This is a genomic window from Pseudogulbenkiania sp. MAI-1, assembly GCF_000527175.1.
Lineage (GTDB): Bacteria > Pseudomonadota > Gammaproteobacteria > Burkholderiales > Chromobacteriaceae > Pseudogulbenkiania.
Genome location: NZ_AZUR01000001.1, coordinates 3,990,975 through 4,012,647, shown reverse-complemented (window position 1 = coordinate 4,012,647; position 21,673 = coordinate 3,990,975). Strand labels below are relative to the sequence as shown.

16 protein-coding genes and 1 tRNA gene are annotated in these 21,673 nt (G+C 64.7%); 12 read left to right on the top strand and 5 right to left on the bottom strand.

Features of this window, described 5'->3' with window-relative positions:
- Positions 1-36 precede the first annotated feature (36 nt).
- From PSEMAI1_RS0118780 to PSEMAI1_RS20755, 4 genes are all read left to right on the top strand, one after another.
- A complete protein-coding gene (locus PSEMAI1_RS0118780; protein WP_369793190.1) occupies positions 37-2,145 on the top strand; it encodes a type I secretion system permease/ATPase in 2,109 nt (702 codons plus the stop codon).
- Positions 2,142-3,560, top strand: a complete 1,419-nt coding sequence (locus tag PSEMAI1_RS0118775) for an HlyD family type I secretion periplasmic adaptor subunit (RefSeq protein WP_024304354.1) — start codon at positions 2,142-2,144, stop codon at positions 3,558-3,560. Before PSEMAI1_RS0118780 ends, PSEMAI1_RS0118775 begins: the two co-directional genes overlap by 4 nt.
- Before the next feature lie 5 nt (positions 3,561-3,565).
- Positions 3,566-4,180, top strand: coding sequence for a response regulator transcription factor (locus PSEMAI1_RS0118770; protein ID WP_024304353.1), 615 nt, complete (start codon positions 3,566-3,568; stop codon positions 4,178-4,180).
- An 87-nt stretch (positions 4,181-4,267) separates the two neighbouring features.
- Complete coding sequence (locus PSEMAI1_RS20755) at positions 4,268-9,031, top strand: S-layer family protein (protein ID WP_024304352.1); 4,764 nt, start codon at positions 4,268-4,270, stop codon at positions 9,029-9,031.
- A gap of 298 nt (positions 9,032-9,329) precedes the next feature.
- On the opposite strand, the gene PSEMAI1_RS0118755 is transcribed toward PSEMAI1_RS20755, so the two are convergent.
- Positions 9,330-10,052 carry a transglutaminase-like cysteine peptidase gene (locus PSEMAI1_RS0118755; RefSeq protein ID WP_024304351.1) on the bottom strand — a complete coding sequence of 241 codons (723 nt, stop codon included), beginning with the start codon at positions 10,050-10,052 and terminating at the stop codon, positions 9,330-9,332.
- A gap of 81 nt (positions 10,053-10,133) precedes the next feature.
- Here PSEMAI1_RS0118755 and PSEMAI1_RS0118750 point away from each other — a divergent pair, with 81 nt between their 5' ends.
- Positions 10,134-11,639 carry a TolC family outer membrane protein gene (locus PSEMAI1_RS0118750; RefSeq protein ID WP_024304350.1) on the top strand — a complete coding sequence of 502 codons (1,506 nt, stop codon included), beginning with the start codon at positions 10,134-10,136 and terminating at the stop codon, positions 11,637-11,639.
- Positions 11,640-11,740: 101 nt separating this feature from the next.
- Here PSEMAI1_RS0118750 and PSEMAI1_RS0118745 read toward each other — a convergent pair whose 3' ends face one another.
- Positions 11,741-12,526: a TatD family hydrolase gene (locus PSEMAI1_RS0118745; protein ID WP_024304349.1), complete on the bottom strand. Its 786-nt coding sequence runs from the start codon at positions 12,524-12,526 to the stop codon at positions 11,741-11,743.
- Between the two features lie 580 nt (positions 12,527-13,106).
- On the opposite strand from PSEMAI1_RS0118745, the gene PSEMAI1_RS0118740 reads away from it, so the two are divergent.
- The 3 genes from PSEMAI1_RS0118740 to PSEMAI1_RS0118730 all read left to right on the top strand — a co-directional run bounded on the left by PSEMAI1_RS0118740 (position 13,107) and on the right by PSEMAI1_RS0118730 (position 16,572).
- Complete coding sequence (locus PSEMAI1_RS0118740) at positions 13,107-15,206, top strand: multicopper oxidase family protein (protein WP_024304348.1); 2,100 nt, start codon at positions 13,107-13,109, stop codon at positions 15,204-15,206.
- Between the two features lie 440 nt (positions 15,207-15,646).
- Complete coding sequence (locus PSEMAI1_RS0118735; protein ID WP_024304347.1) at positions 15,647-16,060, top strand: VOC family protein; 414 nt, start codon at positions 15,647-15,649, stop codon at positions 16,058-16,060.
- Positions 16,061-16,143: 83 nt separating this feature from the next.
- Positions 16,144-16,572 carry a YciI family protein gene (locus tag PSEMAI1_RS0118730; RefSeq protein WP_024304346.1) on the top strand — a complete coding sequence of 143 codons (429 nt, stop codon included), beginning with the start codon at positions 16,144-16,146 and terminating at the stop codon, positions 16,570-16,572.
- 93 nt (positions 16,573-16,665) lie between these two features.
- On the opposite strand, the gene PSEMAI1_RS0118725 is transcribed toward PSEMAI1_RS0118730, so the two are convergent.
- Positions 16,666-16,750: transfer RNA gene (locus tag PSEMAI1_RS0118725), tRNA-Leu, on the bottom strand.
- Between the two features lie 54 nt (positions 16,751-16,804).
- Positions 16,805-17,638 carry a 16S rRNA (cytidine(1402)-2'-O)-methyltransferase gene (rsmI, locus tag PSEMAI1_RS0118720; RefSeq protein ID WP_024304345.1) on the bottom strand — a complete coding sequence of 278 codons (834 nt, stop codon included), beginning with the start codon at positions 17,636-17,638 and terminating at the stop codon, positions 16,805-16,807.
- Between the two features lie 45 nt (positions 17,639-17,683).
- Between rsmI and PSEMAI1_RS0118715 the strand changes: the two genes are divergently transcribed.
- From PSEMAI1_RS0118715 to PSEMAI1_RS0118700, 4 genes are read left to right on the top strand one after another with little or no spacing between them, the layout of a single operon-like run.
- On the top strand, positions 17,684-18,793 hold the full coding sequence (locus PSEMAI1_RS0118715) for a penicillin-binding protein activator (RefSeq protein WP_232219955.1): 1,110 nt from the start codon (positions 17,684-17,686) through the stop codon (positions 18,791-18,793).
- Positions 18,790-19,125, top strand: a complete 336-nt coding sequence (locus tag PSEMAI1_RS0118710) for a YraN family protein (RefSeq protein ID WP_024304343.1) — start codon at positions 18,790-18,792, stop codon at positions 19,123-19,125. The genes PSEMAI1_RS0118715 and PSEMAI1_RS0118710 overlap by 4 nt, the downstream gene beginning before the upstream one ends.
- A 25-nt stretch (positions 19,126-19,150) precedes the next feature.
- The gene (locus PSEMAI1_RS0118705; RefSeq protein WP_024304342.1) at positions 19,151-19,741 is read left to right on the top strand and encodes a phosphoheptose isomerase; all 591 of its coding nucleotides are present in this window, start codon (positions 19,151-19,153) and stop codon (positions 19,739-19,741) included.
- A gap of 1 nt (position 19,742) precedes the next feature.
- The gene (locus tag PSEMAI1_RS0118700) at positions 19,743-20,324 is read left to right on the top strand and encodes a BON domain-containing protein (RefSeq protein ID WP_024304341.1); all 582 of its coding nucleotides are present in this window, start codon (positions 19,743-19,745) and stop codon (positions 20,322-20,324) included.
- 69 nt (positions 20,325-20,393) lie between these two features.
- Here PSEMAI1_RS0118700 and PSEMAI1_RS0118695 read toward each other — a convergent pair whose 3' ends face one another.
- Positions 20,394-21,599 (bottom strand): EAL domain-containing protein, encoded by a 1,206-nt coding sequence (locus PSEMAI1_RS0118695; protein ID WP_024304340.1) that lies wholly within the window; start codon positions 21,597-21,599, stop codon positions 20,394-20,396.
- Positions 21,600-21,673: the final 74 nt, after the last annotated feature.

Sequence of the window (21,673 nt, the reverse complement as noted above, 5' to 3'; positions counted from 1 at the left end):
ATCAAGGATATCGGGATATCCCCGAGGTCCGTGCATGTGGATCCGTTGCTGGAGTGCCTGTTCCAGCTGACCCGGATCCATGGCGTGACGACGACGCACGAGGCCCTGGTGGCGGGCATCCCGCTGGCCGACAACCGGCTGACCCCGGCGCTGTTTGGCCGGGCAGCGCGGCGCACCGGCTTGGCGTCTAGGGTGAGCCGCCGACCGCTCGACGCGGTCGATCAGCAGCTGCTCCCCGCGGTGTTGCTGCTCAAGAACGACGACGCCTGCCTGTTGTGGGGGTGGAACGACGACGGTTCCGCCCGCATCAGCCTGGGGGCCTTGAGCGATGGCGAGATGTCGATGGCGCGCGCGGAACTGGAGCGGCGCTATCTCGGCTACGCCATTCTGGTCCGCCCCCGCTTCCGTTTCGAGCAGCGTGCTCCCGAGCTGGGGCGCGTGCGTTCCCGCCACTGGTTCTGGCAGGCGCTGCTGGAATGCCGGCCGTTGTACCGCGACGCGCTGGTGGCGGCCACCTTGCTCAATCTGTTCGCGCTGGCGACGCCGGTGGTCACGATGAACGTCTACGACCGCGTCGTGCCCAACCGGGCCACCGAGACGCTGTGGGTGCTCGCCGTCGGCCTGGGCTTGGTGCTGTCGTTCGATTTCCTGCTGCGCATGACGCGCAGCTACCTGATCGATATCGCCGGCAAGCGGGTCGATGTCATGCTGTCCTCCCTCATTTTCGAAAAAGTGGTCGGCTTGCGCTTCGACGCCCGGCCTCCTTCGGTCGGTGCGTTCGCGGCCAATCTGCGCGCCTTCGAGCAGGTGCGGGATTTCATCGCCTCGGCCACGGTCACGGCCTTCGTCGACCTGCCGTTCGTGCTGTTGTTCGTGCTGGTCATCGCCTGGATCTCGCCGTGGTTCCTGCTGCCTCTGTCCGCCGCCGTGGTGCTGATCCTCGGGGCGGCCTTGCTGATCCAGCCGCGCATGCAGTCGCTGACGCAGGACAGCTTCAAGGCGGCGGCGCAGCGCAATGCCTACCTGATCGAGGCGCTGGTCGGGCTCGAGGCGATCAAGACGCAATGCGCCGAGGGCGAGCAGCAGCGGCGCTGGGAGGCGGCTACGCTGTTCCTGGCCCAGATCGGTACGCGGCTGAAAGTGCTGTCGTCGCTGGCGAGCCACTTCGCCTCGTTCCAGCAGCAGGTCATCGTGGTCGGCATCTTGGTCGTCGGGGTGTACGCCATCATCAACGGCGATGCCAGCCTGGGGGCGCTGATCGCCGCGATGATGCTCAGCAGCCGGGCGCTGGCTCCCATGGGGCAGGTGGCCGCTCTGTTGACGCAGTATCACAACGCGCGCAATGCCCTGACCTCGCTGGAGGGCGTGATGAAAATGCCGGTGGAGCGGGGCAGCGAGACGCCGTTCTTCCATCGCGTGCAGTTTGTCGGCGACATCGAGTTCAACAACGTCAGTTTTACCTATCCCGGCACGCAGCAGGCGGTGCTGAAGAACGTGTCGTTCCGGATCAAGGCCGGCGAGCGGGTGGCCTTGCTGGGGAGGGTGGGGTCGGGCAAGAGCTCGATCCAGAAGTTGATGATGGGGCTGTACGCGCCTACCGAAGGGGCGGTGCGGATCGACGGCATCGACCTTCAGCAGCTGGACCCGGCCGAGCTGCGGCGGCATGTCGGCTATGCGGCGCAGGACCCGCTGCTGTTCTATGGCTCCCTGCGCCAGAACATCACCATGGGGTCGAGCTTCGTGCACGACGCCAGCGTGGTGGCGGCGACCGAGATGGTCGGCCTGAGTGAGTTCGTCAATCATCATCCGCAAGGCTTCGACATGCTGATCGGCGAACGGGGGGAATCGCTGTCGGGCGGCCAGCGCAAGGCGGTGTGCCTGGCGCGGGCGCTGGTCAACGCCCCGCGCATGCTGCTGCTCGATGAACCGACCAGCAATATGGACAGTGCCAGCGAGGCGACGGTGAAGCAGTCGCTGGCCAAGCTGGTGCATGGCCGGACGCTGGTACTGGTGACGCATCACGCCGGGCTGCTGGACCTGGTGGACCGTCTCATCGTGCTGGATCAGGGGCAGGTGGTGGCCGATGGTCCCAAGCCGCAAGTGCTGGCGGCGCTCAAGGATGGCCGGCTGGGGAGGGGGGTATGAGCGAGGATCGCGGTTGGCGCCATTGGCTGCACGGGCGGCTGTCGGGTGCCGAGGGAGGGCGGGGGCCCGCCTGGCTGGAGCGCTGGCTGGACTGGCTCACGGCGCGCGATCTGCAGGATCGGCAGGATTTTGCAGACGATGCGGACTGGGCCATCCTGGAGCAGCAGCCGGTGCGGCCGCGCTTCTTCGTCTGGCTGCTGCTGGCGATCGTGCTGGCTGCCCTGGTCTGGGCCGGGATCGCCCAAGTCGATGAAGTGGCACGCGGCGAGGGCAAGGTGGTGCCGTCGAGCCAGATCCAGCGCATTCAGAGCCTGGATGGGGGCGTGGTATCGGAGATTCTGGTGCGCGAGGGAGCCCGGGTGCAGAAGAACCAGCTGTTGTTGAAGATCGACAGCACCCGCTTCGAATCGTCGCTCAACGAGAACCGTGCGCAGTACCTGTCGCTGCTGGCCAAGGCGGCGCGGCTGCGTGCCATCACCAACGGCACCCCCTTCGTCGTTCCGCCCGAGGTACAGCGCGAGGCGCCCGATATCGGCCTGCACGAGATGGAGTTGTACGGTTCGAAACGGCGCGAGTTGGAAGCCAACATGTCCATCGCCCGCCAACAACTGGCGCAGCGCAACCAGGAGCTGGTCGAAGTGCGGGCGCGCCGGGAACAGGCCGAGCAGGGCTTGGGTTATACCTCCAAGGAACTGCAGGTGACCCGCCCGCTCAGGGAGACCGGGGCCGTTTCCGACGTCGACCTGCTGCGCCTGGAACGCGACGTCAGCCGCTTCCGCGGCGAGCGCGACATGGCGGCGGCGCAGATCCCCAAGATCCAGGCGGCGATCGCCGAAGCCCAGCGCAAGATCGAGGAGGTGGAATTGTCGTTCCGCAACCAGGCCAGCGCCGAGTTGTCCGACACGCTCGCCAAGCTTAGCAGCCTGACGGAAACCCGCGTGGCGCTGAACGACCGGGTGAAGCTGGCCGAGCTGCGCTCCCCCGTCAACGGGACGGTCAAGCAGCTGCTGGTGAACACCATCGGCGGCGTGGTGCAGCCGGGCAAGGACATCGTGGAAATCGTGCCGACCGAAGACACGCTGCTGCTCGAGGCGCGCATCCTGCCGCGCGACATCGCGTTCCTGCACCCCGGCCAGAAAGCCTTCGTCCGTTTCACCGCCTATGATTTCGCCATCTATGGCGGACTGGACGCCACGCTGGAGCAGATCGGCGCCGACACCGTCACCGACGACAAGGGCAACGCCTTCTACGTGGTGCGGGTGCGCACCCGCAAATCCTACCTGGGGAACGCTTCGCGCCCGATCATTCCGGGCATGGTGGCCGAGGTGGATATCATGACCGGCAAGAAGAGCATCCTGTCCTACCTGCTCAAGCCGGTGCTGCGGGCTCACAGCTATGCCATGACGGAGAGGTGAGGCCGATGGCCATCCTGCTCGCCACGTCCAGCCCCTATCTGCGCCAACGCTGGGCAGAGGCGCTCGCCGGTTACGGGCCGGTGGCGGTGGACGATGCCGGGCAACTGGGCCGGCAGTTGGCCGAGCAGGAGTCTGCTATTCCGCTGGTGTTGGATCTGGCGTGGCCGGACGCGCCGCGTACCGATGCGGGCTGGCAACACATCAGCCGCCACAGCCGCCCGCTGGCGCTGGCCGATGCGCCGCTAGATCAACAAGGACTGCACCTGTTTGGTCTGGGTATCCGCGGTTATGGCCATACGCTGTCTCCGGCCGCGACGCTATGTCTGATGGTCGATACCATCCTCAACGACGGGGTGTGGGTCGGGGCGACGCTGATGGCGCAGCTGATCGGTTCGCTGTCCCGCGTCATGCCGGGAACATCGCGCTCCGAGGGCTGGCGCGATCCGCTCAGCGTGCGCGAGCAGGAAGTGGTCGAGAAGCTGCTGACTGGCGCCAGCAACAAGCTCATCGCCCGTGAAATGGGCATCAGCGAACGCACCGTCAAGGCCCATCTGAGCGCGGTGTTCGAAAAGCTCGGTGTCACCGATCGATTACAGTTGTTGTTAAAAGTTCGAAGTTAGCCGGCTATTGTCCTTCAGTACAATAAGAACTTCTCTGGTGGCCTTCTATGCTACAGGTATACATCCGTCGAGCGTAGGGAGAAGGCCATGGCCATCACGACGCAGATATCCAGTCAGATCGCCCTTTCCAGCGAAGCCCGGGTCGATACTGTCCACGGCACGGTCAGAGTCATCAACGCCCAGGGACAAGTGCGTCTGCTCAAGGCCGGCGATATCGTCCATGCCGGCGAGCGGATCGTGGCGGAGGCGGATGGTTCCGTCACCCTGCTCACCGCCAGCGGCGAACCGCTGGTCATCGAAGGCGGGCGGCTGGTCGCGCTGGACGAAGCCATCCTCAACCCCCAGACCGTTCCCGATAGCTCCGCCGCCGCCCTGCAGGCCCCCTCGGTGCAGCAGCAGCAGGTGGCGGCCGATACCGATGCCATCCTGCGAGCGTTGGAGGCCGGTCAGGATCCCTTCGCCGCCTTGGCGCCTGCCGCGGCCGGTCTCAGTGGCGCCGGTGGCGAGGATGGCGGTAGCACCTTCATCCGCTTGGCGCGCATAACCGAAGGACTGACCGATGTAGGGTTGGCGGCGAGTTTCGACATCGCCAATCAGGAGCCAGCCACGCTGGCGGAACCGCTGTCGGCGGTTGAGCAAGGCAATGGTGTCAGCATCGGCGGCCTGACCCCGGCCGTGCAGGGCGGCGAAGGCTCCGTACGCGAGTCGGGCTTGGTGGGCGGCAGTGGTCCGGTGGGGGAAACCAGTTTCACCGGCTCGTTCACGGTGACGGCTATCGACGGCTTGGACACCATCGTGATTGGAGGCGTCACGATCGTCGCCGGGAATGTGCAAACGGGCAATACCACTATCACCACCGATCTCGGCAACACGCTGACGATCACCGGGTTCGACCCGAGCACCGGCGTGGTCAGCTATACCTACACCCTGACGGAGGCGGAAACGCACGCGGCAGGCGGTGGTAACAACACCTTGTTCGATAACGTATCGATCACGGCTGCGGATGTGGATGGCAGTTCCAGCAGCGGCACGCTCAGCGTTACCATCGTCGACGACGTGCCGGCGGCCCGGGCCGACAGCGCCAGCGTGACGGAAGACGGCACCCTGACGGCCAGCGCCAACGTGCTGACCAACGACACCCTGGGTGCCGACACCCCGGCGACGGTGAGCAGCGTGAACGGCTCCGCGGCCAACGTCGGCATCGCGATCGAAGGGCTGTACGGCACGCTGACGCTCGCCGCCAACGGCAGCTATACCTACTCGCTGCACAACGACAACGCGGCGGTGCAAGGGCTGAGCTCCGGCGAACACCTCACCGACAGCTTCGACTACGTGCTGAAAGACGCCGATGGCGACACCTCGCCGAGCACGCTGACGCTCACCATCAACGGCGCCGACGACGGCGTCACCATCAGCGGGCTGAGCGGGCAGGGCGCCGACCAGACGGTCGACGAAGACGACCTCGCGCCGGACGGCTCCGACCAGAGCGGCAGCACCACCGTGAGCGGCAGCTTCACGGTCGACGCCCTGGACGGCGTGACCACCCTGACGGTCGGCGGCATCGCCGTCGTCAGCGGCGGCGTCACCGCCGCCTTCCCGCAATCGGCGACCAGCCCGCTGGGCAACACCCTGACGATCACCGGGTTCGACGGCCATGCCGTCAGCTACAGCTACACCCTGCTCGACAACGCAAGCCACGCGACGGGCGCCGGCGAAAACAGCCTGACCGAAAGCTTCGCGGTCACGCTGCAAGACAGCGACGGCGACAGCACCAGCGCCAGCCTCGACATCGCCATCACCGACGACGTGCCGACGGCGCAGCTCGACAGCGCCAGCGTGACGGAAGACGGCACCCTGACGGCCAGCGCCAACGTGCTGTCCAACGACACTCTGGGTGCCGACACCCCGGCGACGGTCAGCAGCGTGAACGGTTCCGCAGGCAACGTCGGCGTCGCGATTGAAGGGCTGTACGGCACGCTGACGCTCAACGCCAACGGCAGCTACACCTACACGCTGCACAACGACAACGCGGCAGTGCAAGGGCTGAGCTCGGGCGAGCACCTCACCGACAGCTTCGACTACGTGCTGAAAGACGCCGACGGCGACACCTCGCTGAGCACGCTGACGCTCACCATCAACGGTGCCGACGACGGCATCACCATCACCGGGCTCAACCCGGACGGCGCCGAAGGCACGGTAGACGAAGCGGCGCTCGCCACCGGCAGCACCCCGAGTGCCACCACCGAAACGGTGAGCGGCAGCTTCACGGTGATGGCACTGGACGGGCTCGACGAAATCGAACTGGGCGGCGTCAAGATCGTCGACAACAACGCGCTGACGGCGAACACCACCGTCACCCCGGCGCTGGGCAACACCATCACCATCACCGGGTTCGATGCGGCGACCGGCGTGGTGAGCTACACCTATACCCTGACGGCGGCGGAAACGCACGCGGACGGGGCGGGCAACAACACCCTGCCGGACAGCACCAGCCTGGTGGTGCGGGACGTCGACGGCAGCACGGCCAGCGATACGCTCGATATCAGCATCACCGACGACGTGCCTGTCGCGGTGGACGACACTGGCGGCACCGTCAGCGAAACCAGCCTGAGCTTCAGCGGCACGGTCCTGAGCAACGACACCGAGGGCGCCGACCGCCTCGCCGCGCCGGTTACGGCCAGCACCTTCGCCGGTACCTACGGCACGCTGACGCTCAACGGCGACGGCACGTATACCTACACGCTGCACCCCGCCGACCCCGACTTCCTTGGCATCCCCGGCGGCGAAAGCCGCACCGAAACCTTCGTCTACACCCTGAACGACAGCGATGGCGACACCGACACCGCGACGCTGACGCTCACGGTGCACAATGCCGACGACGGCGTCACCATCAGCGGGCTGAGCGGGCAGGGCGCCGACCAGACGGTCGACGAAGACGACCTCGCGCCGGACGGCTCCGACCAGAGCGGCAGCACCACCGTCAGCGGCAGCTTCACGGTCGACGCGCCGGACGGCGTGACCACCCTGACGGTCGGCGGCATCGCCGTCGTCAGCGGCGGCGTCACCGCCACCTTCCCGCAATCGGCGACCAGCCCGCTGGGCAACACCCTGAGGATCACCGGGTTCGACGGCCACACCGTCAGCTACAGCTACACCCTGCTCGACAACGCAAGCCACGCGACGGGCAGCGGCGAGAACAGCCTGACGGAGAACTTCGCGGTCACGCTGCAAGACAGTGACGGCGACGAGACCACTGCCAGCCTCGACATCGCCGTCGTCGATGACGTTCCGTCTGCCTTCACGCCGGACACCGCACACATGGTCGATCAGACCGACAGCATCCATAGTGTCACCGACGAACTGAATTTCGCCGGGCATACCGGTGCCGACGGCGTGGTCAGCGTGGCGTTCAACATTACGGCAGGGGCACCAGCCCTCGACGCCTATGGCAACCAACTGAGGCTGGACGGCGCGGAACTGTTCCTCTACTACGGCGGTGTCGACGGTACGGATCAGACCCAGTTGGTGGCCAAAACGGCAGCAGGCGCTATCGGCTTCACCGTCGATATCGATCCTTCAAGCGACAGCTACACGCTGACCACCTACGGCATCATCTCGAGCGGGCCGGCGGAGGTTCAAGTCACCAGCCTGTCCAGCATCGGCGGCGGCAATGTCACCATCAAGGGGTTGCTGAATGTCGGTGGGACGACACAGGACGTGATCCTGTCGTCGACGTCCGGCACGGTGAATACCGACCAGGACGATATCGGGGTCGGCGGCGGTCAGACTCTCAGCAGTACCGACAACGTCCGGCTCGACTTCGTCAACGGGTTGAGTGTCGGCAAGAATGACTACAGCTATACCGACCACAATCTGGTGTCCGGTTTCGAGCAGGTTGTGCTGATCAACGGTAATGCCAATGCCTCCGCCAACCTGATACTGACCGCCATCGTCGCCGATAACGATCAGACCTACGGTACGGCCGATGGGGAGGAAAGTCAGCTGAATCTCAGCGTGTCGAACATCACGGTCTACGATGCGGACCACAACGTCGTAGCCAGCGGCACACAAGGGCTGACGATCACGGATCAGGGCAACAGCATCCTGCTCTCCGGCCTGAAGGACGGCTGGAGCTACGAGATCACCTCTGGCGATACCTTCAGCGCGGTGAACGTGGCCGGCGCGGCCGGAACCCATACTTTTGCGCTGGGCGCCTTCTCCTACAGCCAGACGATACCGGGGCAGCCGATCGACCTGTCGTTCGGCATCACCGCCACCGACGGGGATGGCGACCCGGTCGCCAGCCAGATCGACGCCACGCTCTACCCGTCCGAGCTCAGCCTGGAGGGCGACGGCAGCGTCAACACGCTGACCGCCACCTTGGACGATTCCTTCATCTTCGGTTACGGAGGCGACGATACGCTGGACGGTTCGCTAGGCAACGCGGTGCTGGTGGGTGGCGACGACAACGATCTCTTGATCTACGGTATCGGCGACACCATCGACGGCGGCAACGGTTTCGATACCGTGCGTATCGACAGTGCCGGGGTGTTGAATCTGGGCGGTACGCCGCTGAGCGATATCGAGCAGTTGCAGATGAACGGGGCGTCGACCAACACCACGCTGCAACTGCGGCCGGAGGATGTGCTGAACTTTACCGACCGCACCCACGACCACACACTGTTCGTGCGAGGGGATAGCGGTGATACGTTGGATTTGGTAGGGGTGACCTCGCCGACTGCTACGGGGCCGGATATTACGGTGGATGGGGTGATTTATGCTCACTATCAGTTTGATGTCAATGGCACTACGGTTACGATCAACGTCGAAAAGGCGGTGAATGTTATCTGAACTATCCAAGCAATGACTTGCTGCAATACTGTAGGGCCTCTCATATTCGAGAGGCCCATTTTGTTTATGCTTCACGGTGGTTGGCTAGGGTAGGGGGTGACTGCCGTGCTCAACCGCCCGTCACCCCCCACCTCCGGTGATGCCGTCCACCCCCAGTGCAACAGCTGAGCCCCCTCCGCCTGCGTCGTCACACCCTTGGCGTGGATCTCGAGGTCCAGCATGCGCGCTGTCGATCACGAGGTCGTCGAGTTCGACCGCGCGCAGACGGGCCGGCCGCTTGAAGCACTCGCCCGCCTTGTCAAAAACCTTCCGCCCGCATGCGTTCCTGCAGGCTCATCCAGCGCGTCAGCCGCTCCACATTGCCGGCGGGACGCGACGGATTGCCGGGCATCCACACCCCATCATTGTTGAAGCTGAACACCGGGATCAGGTCGGTGCGCTGCGAGGCCGGCTTGATGTCGGTGATCAGGTTGTCCAGCACCAAGGGCTCCGCATCGGCGCCGGGGTAGTAGGCCAGCACCATGTGCGCCTGGCTGACCGCGCTGTTCGGTCCGCCCAGCAAGGCTCGCACGTAGGTCAGCCTGAGCTTGGCCGCGGGGACGTCCAGCAAGGTCAACGTCTTGTATTTGGCGATGACGAAATCCTCGCAGTCGCCGGCCCCGCGTCCAAGGGTCTCGATCGGCGTGGCCCAGTAGTCGTCCTGATGCCAGACAGCTGTGTCATCGGTGAACTGGATGCGGCGATTAAAGAAGGTATTGACCTCGATTAACTTGGCATTTTCAGTACGATTGCCTAAAACAGAGATAAGTGATCGCCACGCTTCATAATTCTGGATGCCTCGTGAACCGAACCGCTGGATGGCCTGGGATTGCCGGGCAAAATCCAGTGCTACCCCGCTCTTCGTGGTCGCACACGCGGAGAGCAGGCTGACGATGAGCCAGACCAACACGGTCGGCCGGGCTCTCCATAACAACGGGGTCTTTTGACGAATAAGGCGATGTCGGGAAGAACGCTGTGCCATCAGGGGCTGTCCTGGTTCCAATAAGCATGCGGTAAATGAGGGCTTGCAGCACGTAACTGGTTTTCATAATAGGACGTAGCCATGAAACTGCGGAAAATATGCATCGCGTTGTTCGGGCTGGGCCTGGCCAACGGGGCATTCGGCGCCGAAGTGAGCGATATAAGAAGTGCCGTCGAAAATACCGTCATGAACAATCCCGAAGTGCAGGTGAAGTGGCGCACCTTCCGTCAGTCTGCCGAAGAAATCGGCATTGGCCGTTCCGAGTTCTTTCCCACCGTCGACGTGAACTATAAGTACGCCCACGAAGATCACAAAGAGCCCCCCTTATCGGGAGGAAATCAGGATTTCGAGCGTTATGGCTGGTCAGCCGCGCTGGTGCAAAACCTGTTCAAGGGCTTTTCCACGGTGAACCTGGTGCGCCAGCTCGACCACACCCGTCGTGCCAACTATTTCGATTTCCTGGCCGAATCCGAAAACCAGGCGCTGGAAGCGACGCGCGCCTACCTCGACGTCGTGCGTTTCCGCCAGTTGCTCGAGCTGGCCCAGTACAACTACGCCGTGCACAAGGGGATTCACCAGCAGCTGATGCAGAAAGTCGCCGCCGGGGTTGGGCGCCGCGTCGACCTGGAACAGGCGACCGGCCGCCTGGCCTTGGCGGAATCCAACCTGATCACCGAAGAGGCCAACCTGCACGACGTGACGGTGCGTTTCACCCGCATCGTCGGTATGCCCCCGCCGATGGCGCTGGGCAAGCCGGCGCCTTTCAAGCTGGCGCAGCAGGAGCCCAGTGAAATGTTCAAGCAGGCCTTCCAGCGCAATCCGCAGTATCTCTCCGCCGTCGAGAGCGTGCGGGCCGCCTCGGCGGAGGTCGACGTGCGCAAGGGCGCCTTCTCCCCGACCGCCGACCTGCGCGCGCAGTATGAGCGCACCAACAATCTGGAAGGGGTGGACGGCGTGCACAAGATCGGCGTCCTTGAAGTGGTGCTCAACATGAACCTGTTCCGCGGCGGAGCCGACCGTGCCCGGCTGCGGGCCGCGGCCGAGCGTCGCGAGGCGACGCGCGATCTTCAACTGAAGGCCTGCCGCGACATCCATCAGACGGTGCAGATCGCCTACAACGACATCCGCCGTATCGGCGAGCAGATCGATCCGCTGCGGCTGCACGCCCTGTCCACCGAAAAAGCACGCGATGCCTATCGCAGCCAGTTCGAGATCGGCCAGCGCACCCTGCTCGACCTCTTGGACAGCGAGAACGAGCTGTACGACGCCAAGCGTGCCGTGGTCAATGCCGAGAGCGACCTGCTGCTGGCGCAGGCGCGGCAACTGGCCGGCTCCGGCATGCTGCTGGAGGCGCTCGAGGTCAAACCGAAAGAGTCGCTCAGTTTCGAGGGCAGCCCTGCCGACGAGTGGCAGGTCTGCGATACCACGCTGGTGCCGAGCGCCACCGTCGACAAGAACGCCATCCAGCCGGTAGTGCTCTCGGCACCCAGCCCCAGCACCATGGATGCCCCGCCGACCATCGTCCCGGAAGCCACCAAACCGAAGCAGGCCCCTGCCAAGAAAACCCCACCCAAGACGAGCGGCTGATTTCCACCTGCTGTTGTCCTTGGAAGCCCCCGTGTTGCACGCAATTGGCACGGGGGTCATTTTTTGCCTGCTTGCTGGCCACGTCCCGGGTGGGGCGGGGCTCAACCGAGCCCGAGGACCTGCAGGGTATTGTGGTGGGTGGCTGCCCGGACGGTTTCCGGTGAGGTGCCACGCAATTCGGCCAATATCTCGGCGAAGCGCGCCAGGTTGGCGGGTCGGTTCGGCACCGCCTGCGCCCACTCCGGCCGCATGTCCGGCGCATCGGTCTCCAGTACCAGCGCCGACAGCGGCAGCGTCGCCGCCAGCCGACGGATGCGCTGCGAACCGCGAAACGTCATCGCCCCGCCGAACCCCAACTTGAACCCCAGCGCCATGAAGGCCGCCGCCTGCTGTTCGCTGCCGTTGAAGGCATGGGCGATGCCGCCCACGACAGGGAACTGGCGCAGGTATTTCAACAGCCGGTCCTGCGAGCGGCGCACGTGCAGCAGCACCGGCAGCTCGTACTTGCGCGCCAGCTTGAGCTGTTCGACGAACAGGGCTTCCTGGCGCGCCGCGTCCAGGCCGGGCAGGTAGAAATCGAGCCCGATCTCACCCACCGCCACCGGCCGGTCTTCCGCCAGCCGGCGCTCCAGGTCGGCCAGGTGCTCGTCCAGATGCTGTGCCAGGTAGATCGGATGCAGTCCGAAGGCCAGCCAGCAGCCGTAACGCTCGCGCATCGCCAGCGTCTGGGCGAACGTGGCCTGGTTGACGGCCGGCACCAGAATCTGGCCGATACCGAGCCGGACCGCCTCGGCCACGACCTCATCACGGATGCCGTCGAACTCGGCCGCGTCGAGGTGGCAGTGCGAATCGATCAGGCAATCATCGTCGGGCAGGAAACGGAACATGGCGGGACAGGGGGATCTGTAGAGAAGAGAGTTTCAGCCTAGTTGCAGTAACAAGCAAGCATGCTATGGCGAGAACCAGGAATCCCGGCGATTTGAGTCGATTTGAGAAAGCATTCATCGGTATTTCGTGCTTTGAGACGATACCAAATCGGCAGGGACAGGTGTTGGGTATGGCGATGGGATTGAATCCGCCGCGGCTTACGCTATATTCCACGTCCGAAATGTGGGAAGCCAGCACAGATTGTTTGCTATGAACAGAGCCATAGCGATTAAAAACATGTCAAACATTATCTGAATTTAATAATGCTGGACGTGCAAATACCCAATGGGATATTTAAATACAATATTTTTCATTTTCAAAAATGAATTGCAAAGACTAAAGCATATTCTAACAATTAAATTGTTGTGAACGTTGCGTAGTTGGGTTTTTTTCTGGCGTGATGCATGCAATCGTGCCGCGAGGGTTATATCTTCGCCAAACAGCCCTCATAGGGCATGGTCATGACATTTGTGCGTTCGACCGCCTTGGGCCGACCACAGCGACTGCTCATGCTTGGGAATCTTGGGGAGGGAAAGAAAAATGAAGTTCTCCCGACGAGCTTTTCTGAAATACATTGCCGGTGGCACGGTGCTCACGCTATTCGATTTCGACAAGCTCACCGGCATAAGGAGGGCGCTGGCACAGATTCCCGGCGGGACACTCGATCCCTTGTCGGTTCCGAAATTCATTACGCCATTGCTGATCCCTCCGGTGATGCCGCGGGCGGGCAGCATCAGGCAACGGAATGGCAAGAAAGTCGACTATTACGAGATCGCACTGAGGCAATTCGCGCAGCAGATCCTGCCGGAGGGACTTCCTTCGACCACCGTGTGGGGGTATGGCGCCATCAAGGCGGCCAGCAAGAACGGTCTGCTGCTCCACCACGCCCCGTCACTGACGATCGAGGCGAGATGGGGTGTGCCGGTGCGGGTAAAGTGGTCGAATGAGCTGCGCGCAGACCCTGCCGATCCGGCGTCCGCGTTCTTGCCCCACTTGCTGCCGGTCGACCCGACGCTGCATTGGGCCAACCCGCCGGGTGGTACAACTGGGCGGGATGGGCGCCCGACCTTCGCCAGCACGCCCGACGCCTACGCCGGCCCGGTGCCGATGGTCACCCACCTTCATGGCTCGGCCGGCGTGGGCGACGAGAGCGATGGCTACGCCGAGGCCTGGTTCTTGCCCGTCGCGGGCAATCTGGCCGGCAATGCTACCGATGGCACGTGGTATGACTTCTTCAAGGCCAAGGCGGCAAGCAAGGGCTATCTGGCTCCGGGTACAACGGCCTGGGAGCCTGGCACGTCGGTCTTTCAATATCCCAATAGCCAACGCGCTTCCACCCTTTGGTACCACGACCACACGTTGGGTATGACGCGGCTCAACGTTTATGCCGGTCCGGCGGGTTTCTATCTCATCCGTGGCGGCAATGCCGGTGATGACGCCGTGCTCGACAGCCGGTCCGGTAGGGGGGCCGTGTTGCCTGGCCCTGCGCCGCACGAGAACGACAAATTTCCGTCGACCAAGACCTATTACGAGATCCCGATCGCCATCCAGGATCGCTCGTTCAATCAGGACGGGTCGCTGTTCTACCCGAACACGAGGGCCTTCTTCGACGAGGTTGCCGGTCCGTACATTCCCGGCTCCGACATCTCTCCGATCTGGAACCCCGAGTTCTTCGGCAACACCATCATGGTGAATGGCAATACGTGGCCGTTCCTGAATGTGGAGCAACGGCGCTATCGCTTCCGTTTCCTGAACGGCTGCGACGCGCGCTTCCTGATCCTCGATTTCGGCCGCATCCCCGGTATCGATGCGTGGATGATCGGTAACGAGGGAGGCTTCCTTGCCACGCCGGTCAACCTGACCGAGGTCAACGGCAACCGACTGCTCATGAGTCCTGCCGAGCGTGCGGATGTGATTGTCGACTTTAGCCACGTGCCGGTGGGAAGTTATGTCCTCGGCAACGTGGGGCCAGACGAACCGTTTGGAGGAGGGGAGCCCGACGACGACTTCGATATCGCCGACCCCTACACGACAGGTCAAGTGATGCAGTTCAACGTTGGACCTGCGTTGTCCCCCGATGCGACGACTCCTCCCGCATTTCTGACGCTGCCACCGATCACGCCGCTGCATGGTGGTACGAGGAGGCAGCTCGCCTTGCTTGAGGAGATGTCGCTGTTTTTCGACGACGCGCCGGCGGAAGCGTTGCTGGGTACGGTCGCCAGCGACCCGAACGCCGGCGTCCTCACGTGGGTGGCCAGGAAATGGGAGGATCCGGTCACCGAGAGTCCGGCCGTTGGGACGACCGAGGTGTGGGAGATCTACAACGGTACCGCCGACGCCCACCCCATCCATATCCACGAACTGCTCTTCCAGGTCGTTGACCGGCAGCCGATCTCCGTCAATGAGGACGACAAGACCTTTCAGCTCGTACCGGGGTCGGCACCGCTACCGCCCGAGCCCTGGGAGGCGGGGTGGAAAGACACCGTCATCGCCTATCCAGGCCAGGTCACGCGGCTCCGATTGAGATTCGATGTAGCAGGCCAATACGCCTGGCACTGCCACATCGTCGAGCATGAGGATAACGAGATGATGCGGCCGTACCGTATCGGGCCCGAACAGCCTGGGCAGCCTGATTCATAGCGCGGCAGGCGAGGTAGGGAAAACGGCCGGCCCGCCCTCGGAGGGCGGTTGCCTGTGGCGTGTCCCCGTGCCCTGTCGAGGCACGCATCCGAGGCCGATTTCGGTCGTTTGCCCGTGATGCATGAAGATTCGCGCAACCTGTGGGAAGATACCGCCGGCAAGTTCATGTCCTCCCATTCCCGCTTCATGAGATCAACAGCGGTCGAATTCACCGTCTATAGTTCCAAGCACCAGTAGCCGACGGCGGCGCTTCGCAAGACGGTGCTCTCCCCTTCGCCGGGGATTCCCTGTTTCCGAAAAATGCCGAGTACGGTCGATTGTCCCGCCGCCCGCTCGTCGTTCCCATGGCCGCCCCGCTTGCCGGCCCCGGTTCGTGCTGCCCACCAGCGCGCTGTACGACGACCCCACCCCATTACCCCAACGCGTGAGAAGGAGATGTCATGCAAGTCCAGACCTATCTGTTTTTCGATGGCCGCTGCGAAGAAGCAATCGAGTTCTATCGCAGTGCGCTCGGTGCCGAAGTGGAGATGCTGATGCGCTTCAAGGACAGCCCCGAACCGCCCCAGCCGGGCATGGTGCCGCCCGGCGCCGAGGACAAGGTGATGCACGCGAGCTTCCGCATCGGGGAGAGCATGGTGATGGCGTCCGACGGCCGCTGCCAGGGACAGCCCAGCTTCCAGGGTTTTGCGCTGTCGTTGTCGGCGGCCGATCAGGCCGAGGCCGAGCGGCTGTTTGCGGCCCTGAGCGAGGGCGGCCAGGTGCAGATGCCGCTCGCCAAGACCTTCTTCTCGCTGTGCTTCGGCATGGTCGCCGACCGCTTCGGCGTATCCTGGATGATCATCGTGCCCGCCTGAACGCCGTGCCGGAGGGCGAGGACAGGCCGGTCCAGACCGTGCCGCCTTGTCCGCCACCGCAATCAATCACAAGGAGCCACACCATGCGATTCATGATGCTGATGATCCCCAAGGGCTACGAGAACGCCGACCCGGGCGCCATGCCGAGCGCCGAGGCTGTGGCCGCGATGATGAAATACAACGAGGAGCTGCAGCAGGCCGGCGTGCTGCTCGCGCTCGACGGCCTGCATCCGCCGTCGATGGGCGCGCGCGTCTCGTTCGAAGACGGCCAGCCCAAGGTGACCGAGGGGCCGTTCCCCGACGTGCAGGAAGTGCTCGGCGGCTACTGGATGATCCAGGTGAAGTCGCGGGAAGAAGCCGTCGAATGGGCCAAGCGCTGTCCGGCATCGGCCAACGAGGTGGTCGAGGTCCGACAGGTGCAGGAGTTCGAGGACTTTCCGGCGGACGTGCAGCAGGCGGCGGCGGGTTTCGCCGAGATGCAGGCACAGGCCGGGCAGCCGCGCGGGGGATGACCACCCCGGTCTCCATCCGGACAACAAAAAACCCGCAGAGCCTTGTGCTGTGCGGGTTTTCTGGACTTTCCTGAACATCCTCGAACTTGGATGTGGTGCCCGGGGTCGGACTCGAACCGACACGCCTTGCAGCGGGGGATTTTGAGTCCCCTGCGTCTACCGATTTCGCCACCCGGGCAGGAAAGAGAACGCAGTCTACACAATGCCGCTGCGCTTGTAAATGCGCGGCGGCTCAGTCCTTGTCCGCGTTCTTCAGCGCCAGAGCGCGGTCGTACAGCAGTTTGCGGTTGGCGCCGGTGATCTGCGCTGCCAGCGTGGCGGCCTGCTTGGTCGGCAGTTCGGCCGCCAGCACCGCGAGCGTATGCAAGGTCTGCTCGTCCAGCGCCTCCGGCTCCTCCTGCGGCGGCGCGGCATCGATGATCAGCACGATCTCGCCGCGCTGCTGGTTGCTGTCGGACGCCACCCAGTCGCGCATCGCGCCGGCCGGCAAGTGGCGCAGCGTCTCGAAGGTCTTGGTCAGCTCGCGCGCCAGCATCAGTGGCCGCTCCGGTCCCAGTTCGGCGACGATATCCTCGAGCGTGTCGAGCAGGCGGTGCGGGGCCTCGTAGCAGGCCACGCAGAACGGTGCATTGCGCCAGTCGGCCAGCACCCGGCGCCGCTCGCCCGACTTGGGGGGTAGGAAGCCGTGGAACAGGAAAGACGTCGCGGTGAGGCCGCTGGCCGAGAGCGCCGCCACCACGGCCGAGGGGCCGGGTATCGGGCACACCCGCATCCCGGCCCGGTGCACCGCTTCGGCCAGGCGGGCGCCGGGGTCGGACACCGCCGGGGTACCGGCGTCGGACACCTGCACCACGATCTTGTCCTCGGTCAGCCAGCGGATCACCTGATCGGCCATGGCGCGCTCGTTGTGCTCGCGCAGGCTCACCAGCTTGGCGCTGATGCCGTAGGCGGACAGCAAGTGGCCGGTGACGCGGGTATCCTCGGCGCAGATCACGTCGGCCACACTGAACGCGGCCAGGGCGCGCGCGGTGATGTCGGCCAGATTTCCAATGGGCGTGGCCACCACATATAATGTGCCGCGAGTGAAACTTTCCCGAGCAGATTCAAGCAAGTGAGCAAACGACGTATGCAAAGCATGGCCTCGTTGTTGGTTGGCGTGTTGACGGCCTGGCTGGGCGTGGCCCAGGCGCAGGTACCGGACTATATCATCCAACTCAACGCCGCGCCGCTCAAGGCTCAGGCGGGTGCCAAGGAGCCGGCGCAGCCGGCCGCGCCGGCGGCCAAGCCTGCCGTCGCTCCGGCCGCCCGCGGCAAGCCGCGCATCGCTGTGTTGCTGCCGCTCGGGTCGCCCCGGCTCGGTGAGGCGGCCGAGGTGGTGCGCCAGGGCGTGGAAGCCGCCGCCGCCGTCGACGGCAAGGCCGAGGTGCTGGTGGTGGCCGCCGACGAAACGAACGTCGGCGCACGCTATCAGGCCGCGCTGGCCGACGGCGCCAACGTCGTGATCGGCCCGCTGACCCGGCAGGGCATCGCCGCCGTGGCGCCGCTGGTGAAGGTGCCGACGCTGGCGCTCAACGCGCTGGAGCCGGGCCTGCCGGCCAATCCCAAGCTGTACAGCCTGGCGTTGGCGGTCGAGGGCGAGGCGCAGCAGATCGCCGGGGTGATGTACGAGGACGGCCGCCGTGCCCCGCTGGTGGTGGCCTCGCCAGATGTGTTGTCGGCGCGGCTGCGCAAGGCCTTCGTCGAGCAATGGCAGGCGGTCGGTGGCAAGAACGCCCGTGTCGTCGAACCCGGCGCCGGGCTGGCCGCCGCCGCCGCCCAGGCCGATGCGGTGTTCCTCGCCGTCGACGATCAGGAGGCCGGCGCGATCCGCCAGGCGCTGCCGCCGGAGCTGCCGGTGTATGCCACCTCGCAATTGAACAGCCGCCATCCGCCGGCGGCGCTGGACAACGTCCGGCTGATCGACATGCCGTGGTTCCTGATGCCGCAGCACGAGGCGGTCAAGCGCTACCCGCGCCCGGACAGCGCGCTGACGATGCAGACCGAGCGGCTGTATGCGCTGGGCATCGATGCCTACCGGCTGGCAGTGCTGCTGGCCAATCCCAAGACGCCTGTGGCGTCACTGCGTCTCGACGGCGTGACCGGCGACCTGCAGCTGGGCCGCGACCGCCAGTTCACCCGCCAGCTGCCGCTGGCGGTGCTCGGCGCGGGTGGTCTGCAATGAACGAACTGGGCCGGCAGGCGGAGGACCGGGCGCTGGCGTTCCTGCAGCGGCAGGGACTGCGGTTGGTCGAGCGCAACTGGCGCTGCAAGGGCGGGGAGATCGACCAGGTGATGCGCGAGGGCGCGTACTGGGTGTTCGTCGAGGTGCGCCACCGCGCCGACCAGCGCTTCGGCGGGGCGGCCGCCAGCATCACGCCGGCCAAATTGCGGAAACTCACACTGGCGGCCGGGGTCTACCTGAGTTCCAAGGGTATCGATGCCCCCTGCCGCTTTGACGCCGTGCTGTCGCACGGTAACGGAGCCCCCGAGTGGCTCAAGAACATACTGGCGTAGCTACGCCGGATACAAAAGGATGGACATGGACCTGATCGAACGCGTCAACGGACACTTTCTGGAAAGCATCGCCGCCAAGCAGGAGGCGATGGAACAGTTGTCGCCGGCAGTGGCCGCCGCCGCCGAACGGATGGTGGCCTGCCTGATGAACGAGGGCAAGATCCTGGCCTGCGGCAACGGCGGGTCGGCCGCCGACGCGCAGCACTTCGCCGCCGAGATGGTCGGCCGCTTCGAGAAGGAACGCCCGGGCCTGGCCGCCTTGTCGCTGGCCACCGACAGCTCGGCGCTGACCGCGATCGGCAACGACTACGACTTCGACATGGTGTTCTCCAAGCAAGTGCGCGCCTTGGGTCATACCAACGACCTGTTGCTGGCGATCTCCACCTCGGGCAATTCGGCCAACGTGATCGAGGCGATCTACGCCGCGCACGAGCGCGGCATGGGGGTGATCGCCCTGACCGGCAAGGACGGCGGCAAGATCGGTGAAATCCTGACCGCCGACGACATCCAGCTGAACGTGCCGGCGGGACGCACCGCGCGTATCCAGGAAGTCCACATCCTGCTGATCCATGCGCTGTGCGACGCCATCGACTACATGCTGCTCGGGGGGGAATGACATGCAAGGCAAACTTCGGGTGTTGGCCGGCGCCGCTCTGTTGAGCGTGGGCCTGAGCGCCTGCGTGCCGTTGGTGGTGGGCGGTGCCGCCGGCGCCGCCGCGGTGGCGACCGACCGTCGCACGACGGGGGCCTACGTCGACGACCAGGCCATCGAGTTGAAGGCGTCCAGCCAGGTTTCCGCCAAGCTGCCTTCGTCCCACGTCAACATCGCCAGCTACAACCGCGCCGTGCTGATGACGGGCGAGGTGCCGTCGGAAGCCGCGCGCGAGCAGGCCGAGCTGATCGTGCGCGGCACGCCCAACGTGAGCAAGGTCCACAACTACACCGTGGTGGCCGGCTCCTCGGCGCTGTCCGAGCGCAACAACGATACCTGGATCACCACCAAGGTCCGCGCCCGCCTGCTGGACGGCAAGGGTTTCTCGCCGCAGAGCATCAAGGTGGTGACCGAGCGCAGCGTGGTCTACCTGATGGGCTTGGTGACCCAGGCCGAGGGCGAGGCCGCCGCCAAGGTGGTGAGCCAGACCGCCGGGGTGCAGAAGGTGGTGACGTTGTACGAGTACATCAGCGAAGTGCAGCCCTGAGCGGGTCGTATCGCCCCCATGAGAAACGGACCGCTGGCGGTCCGTTTTTCATGAGGGGTGAGGGCAGATTCAGCTACGCGCCACCAGCACGTCGGCGCACAGCACGTGCATCGCCTCGTCGATCTCGATCGCCATCGACAGCGTCACGCAGTTGCGGGTGTCGGTCATCGATAGGTAGGGATCGCTCATGTACAGCACGCCGGGTTGGTCGATGGCGTGCTGGAAATAGGCGCGGCGTGACCAGATCGCGCCGGTGGTGTCGGTCAGCGGGGCGAGCTTTGGATCTTCCTGCGCCGGCTGCTGCAGCGAATTGAGGTTCTGGCCGATCTGGCGGCCGGCGCTGTCGAGCAGGAAGCAGCGGATCACGTCCGGCATGTTCAGCATCGGTGTGGCCGCGTGCAGGAACGGCGTACCCTGCATCAGCGCGATGGCGGTCTGCACGAAGGATTGGCGTGCCAGTTCCAGCTGGCGCCGCGTCAGTTTGCGCTTGAGCAGCTCGCGCACCATCAGCTCGTCCCAACGCGCGTCGATACGGGGGGTGATGACGGCGTCGCTCTCCGGCTGCTCGTGCGGGCGGGAAATGTAGTAGCCCTGGACCAGGTCGCAGCCGGATTCCAGCGCCACCAGCACGTCCTTCTCGGTTTCGATCCCTTCCTCGACCACCAATGCACCAATTTCGTGCATCAGGTGGACCAGCCTCGCCAGCAGGTTGCGCGTGCGCGGCTGCTTGACCGCGCTCCTGAGCAGGTTGCGATCGAACTTGACCAGATCCGGCTCCAGCATGCATACCCGGTCCAGGTTGGAATGGTTGACGCCGAAGTCGTCGATGGCGATCAGGAAACCCGCCTGGCGCAGCAGCTTGACGCAGTCGACCAGCCGGTCCTGCGATTCCAGCGCATGCTCCGGGACTTCCAGTACCACGCTGTGGGGAGGCAGGCCGGCCTGGATGATGGTGCGGGCCAGGGCCTCGGCACGGGCCGGCAGCGCCAGCGAGGCGGCATCCATGTTCAGGAACAGCCAGCGGTTTTCATGGGGGAACGAGTTGAATCCCTGGATGTGATGCTGGCACACCGCCAGGTCGAGGTGGTGGCGCTGCTCCATCGAACCCATGCTTTGATAGGCTTCGGGCGGGCTGAGCGGACTGTCGTCACGGCTAGCCCGCAGCAGTGCCTCCATGCCCACGGTACGGCGGTGCGGCAGGCTGTAGATCGGCTGGAAATGGCTGCCGAGACTCAAGCCGGTCAAGGTCGGGGTAGGGGGGGCTGAGAGGGTCATCGAGAGCTATCCTTCGTTCCTGTCTGCACTATCAAGCAAACGGTATTCCAGTCTAGCCCAGCCGGGGTGCAAAT

Coding starts and splice junctions, on each gene's coding strand:
- PSEMAI1_RS0118695 (WP_024304340.1), bottom strand. CDS start 21,599: ATGACCCTCTCAGCCCCCCCTACCCCGACCTTGACCGGCTTGAGTCTC.
- PSEMAI1_RS20755 (WP_024304352.1), top strand. CDS start 4,268: ATGGCCATCACGACGCAGATATCCAGTCAGATCGCCCTTTCCAGCGAA.
- PSEMAI1_RS0118745 (WP_024304349.1), bottom strand. CDS start 12,526: ATGTTCCGTTTCCTGCCCGACGATGATTGCCTGATCGATTCGCACTGC.
- PSEMAI1_RS0118770 (WP_024304353.1), top strand. CDS start 3,566: ATGGCCATCCTGCTCGCCACGTCCAGCCCCTATCTGCGCCAACGCTGG.
- PSEMAI1_RS0118775 (WP_024304354.1), top strand. CDS start 2,142: ATGAGCGAGGATCGCGGTTGGCGCCATTGGCTGCACGGGCGGCTGTCG.
- PSEMAI1_RS0118705 (WP_024304342.1), top strand. CDS start 19,151: ATGGACCTGATCGAACGCGTCAACGGACACTTTCTGGAAAGCATCGCC.
- PSEMAI1_RS0118710 (WP_024304343.1), top strand. CDS start 18,790: ATGAACGAACTGGGCCGGCAGGCGGAGGACCGGGCGCTGGCGTTCCTG.
- PSEMAI1_RS0118700 (WP_024304341.1), top strand. CDS start 19,743: ATGCAAGGCAAACTTCGGGTGTTGGCCGGCGCCGCTCTGTTGAGCGTG.
- PSEMAI1_RS0118735 (WP_024304347.1), top strand. CDS start 15,647: ATGCAAGTCCAGACCTATCTGTTTTTCGATGGCCGCTGCGAAGAAGCA.
- PSEMAI1_RS0118740 (WP_024304348.1), top strand. CDS start 13,107: ATGAAGTTCTCCCGACGAGCTTTTCTGAAATACATTGCCGGTGGCACG.
- PSEMAI1_RS0118730 (WP_024304346.1), top strand. CDS start 16,144: ATGCGATTCATGATGCTGATGATCCCCAAGGGCTACGAGAACGCCGAC.
- PSEMAI1_RS0118755 (WP_024304351.1), bottom strand. CDS start 10,052: ATGGCACAGCGTTCTTCCCGACATCGCCTTATTCGTCAAAAGACCCCG.
- PSEMAI1_RS0118750 (WP_024304350.1), top strand. CDS start 10,134: ATGAAACTGCGGAAAATATGCATCGCGTTGTTCGGGCTGGGCCTGGCC.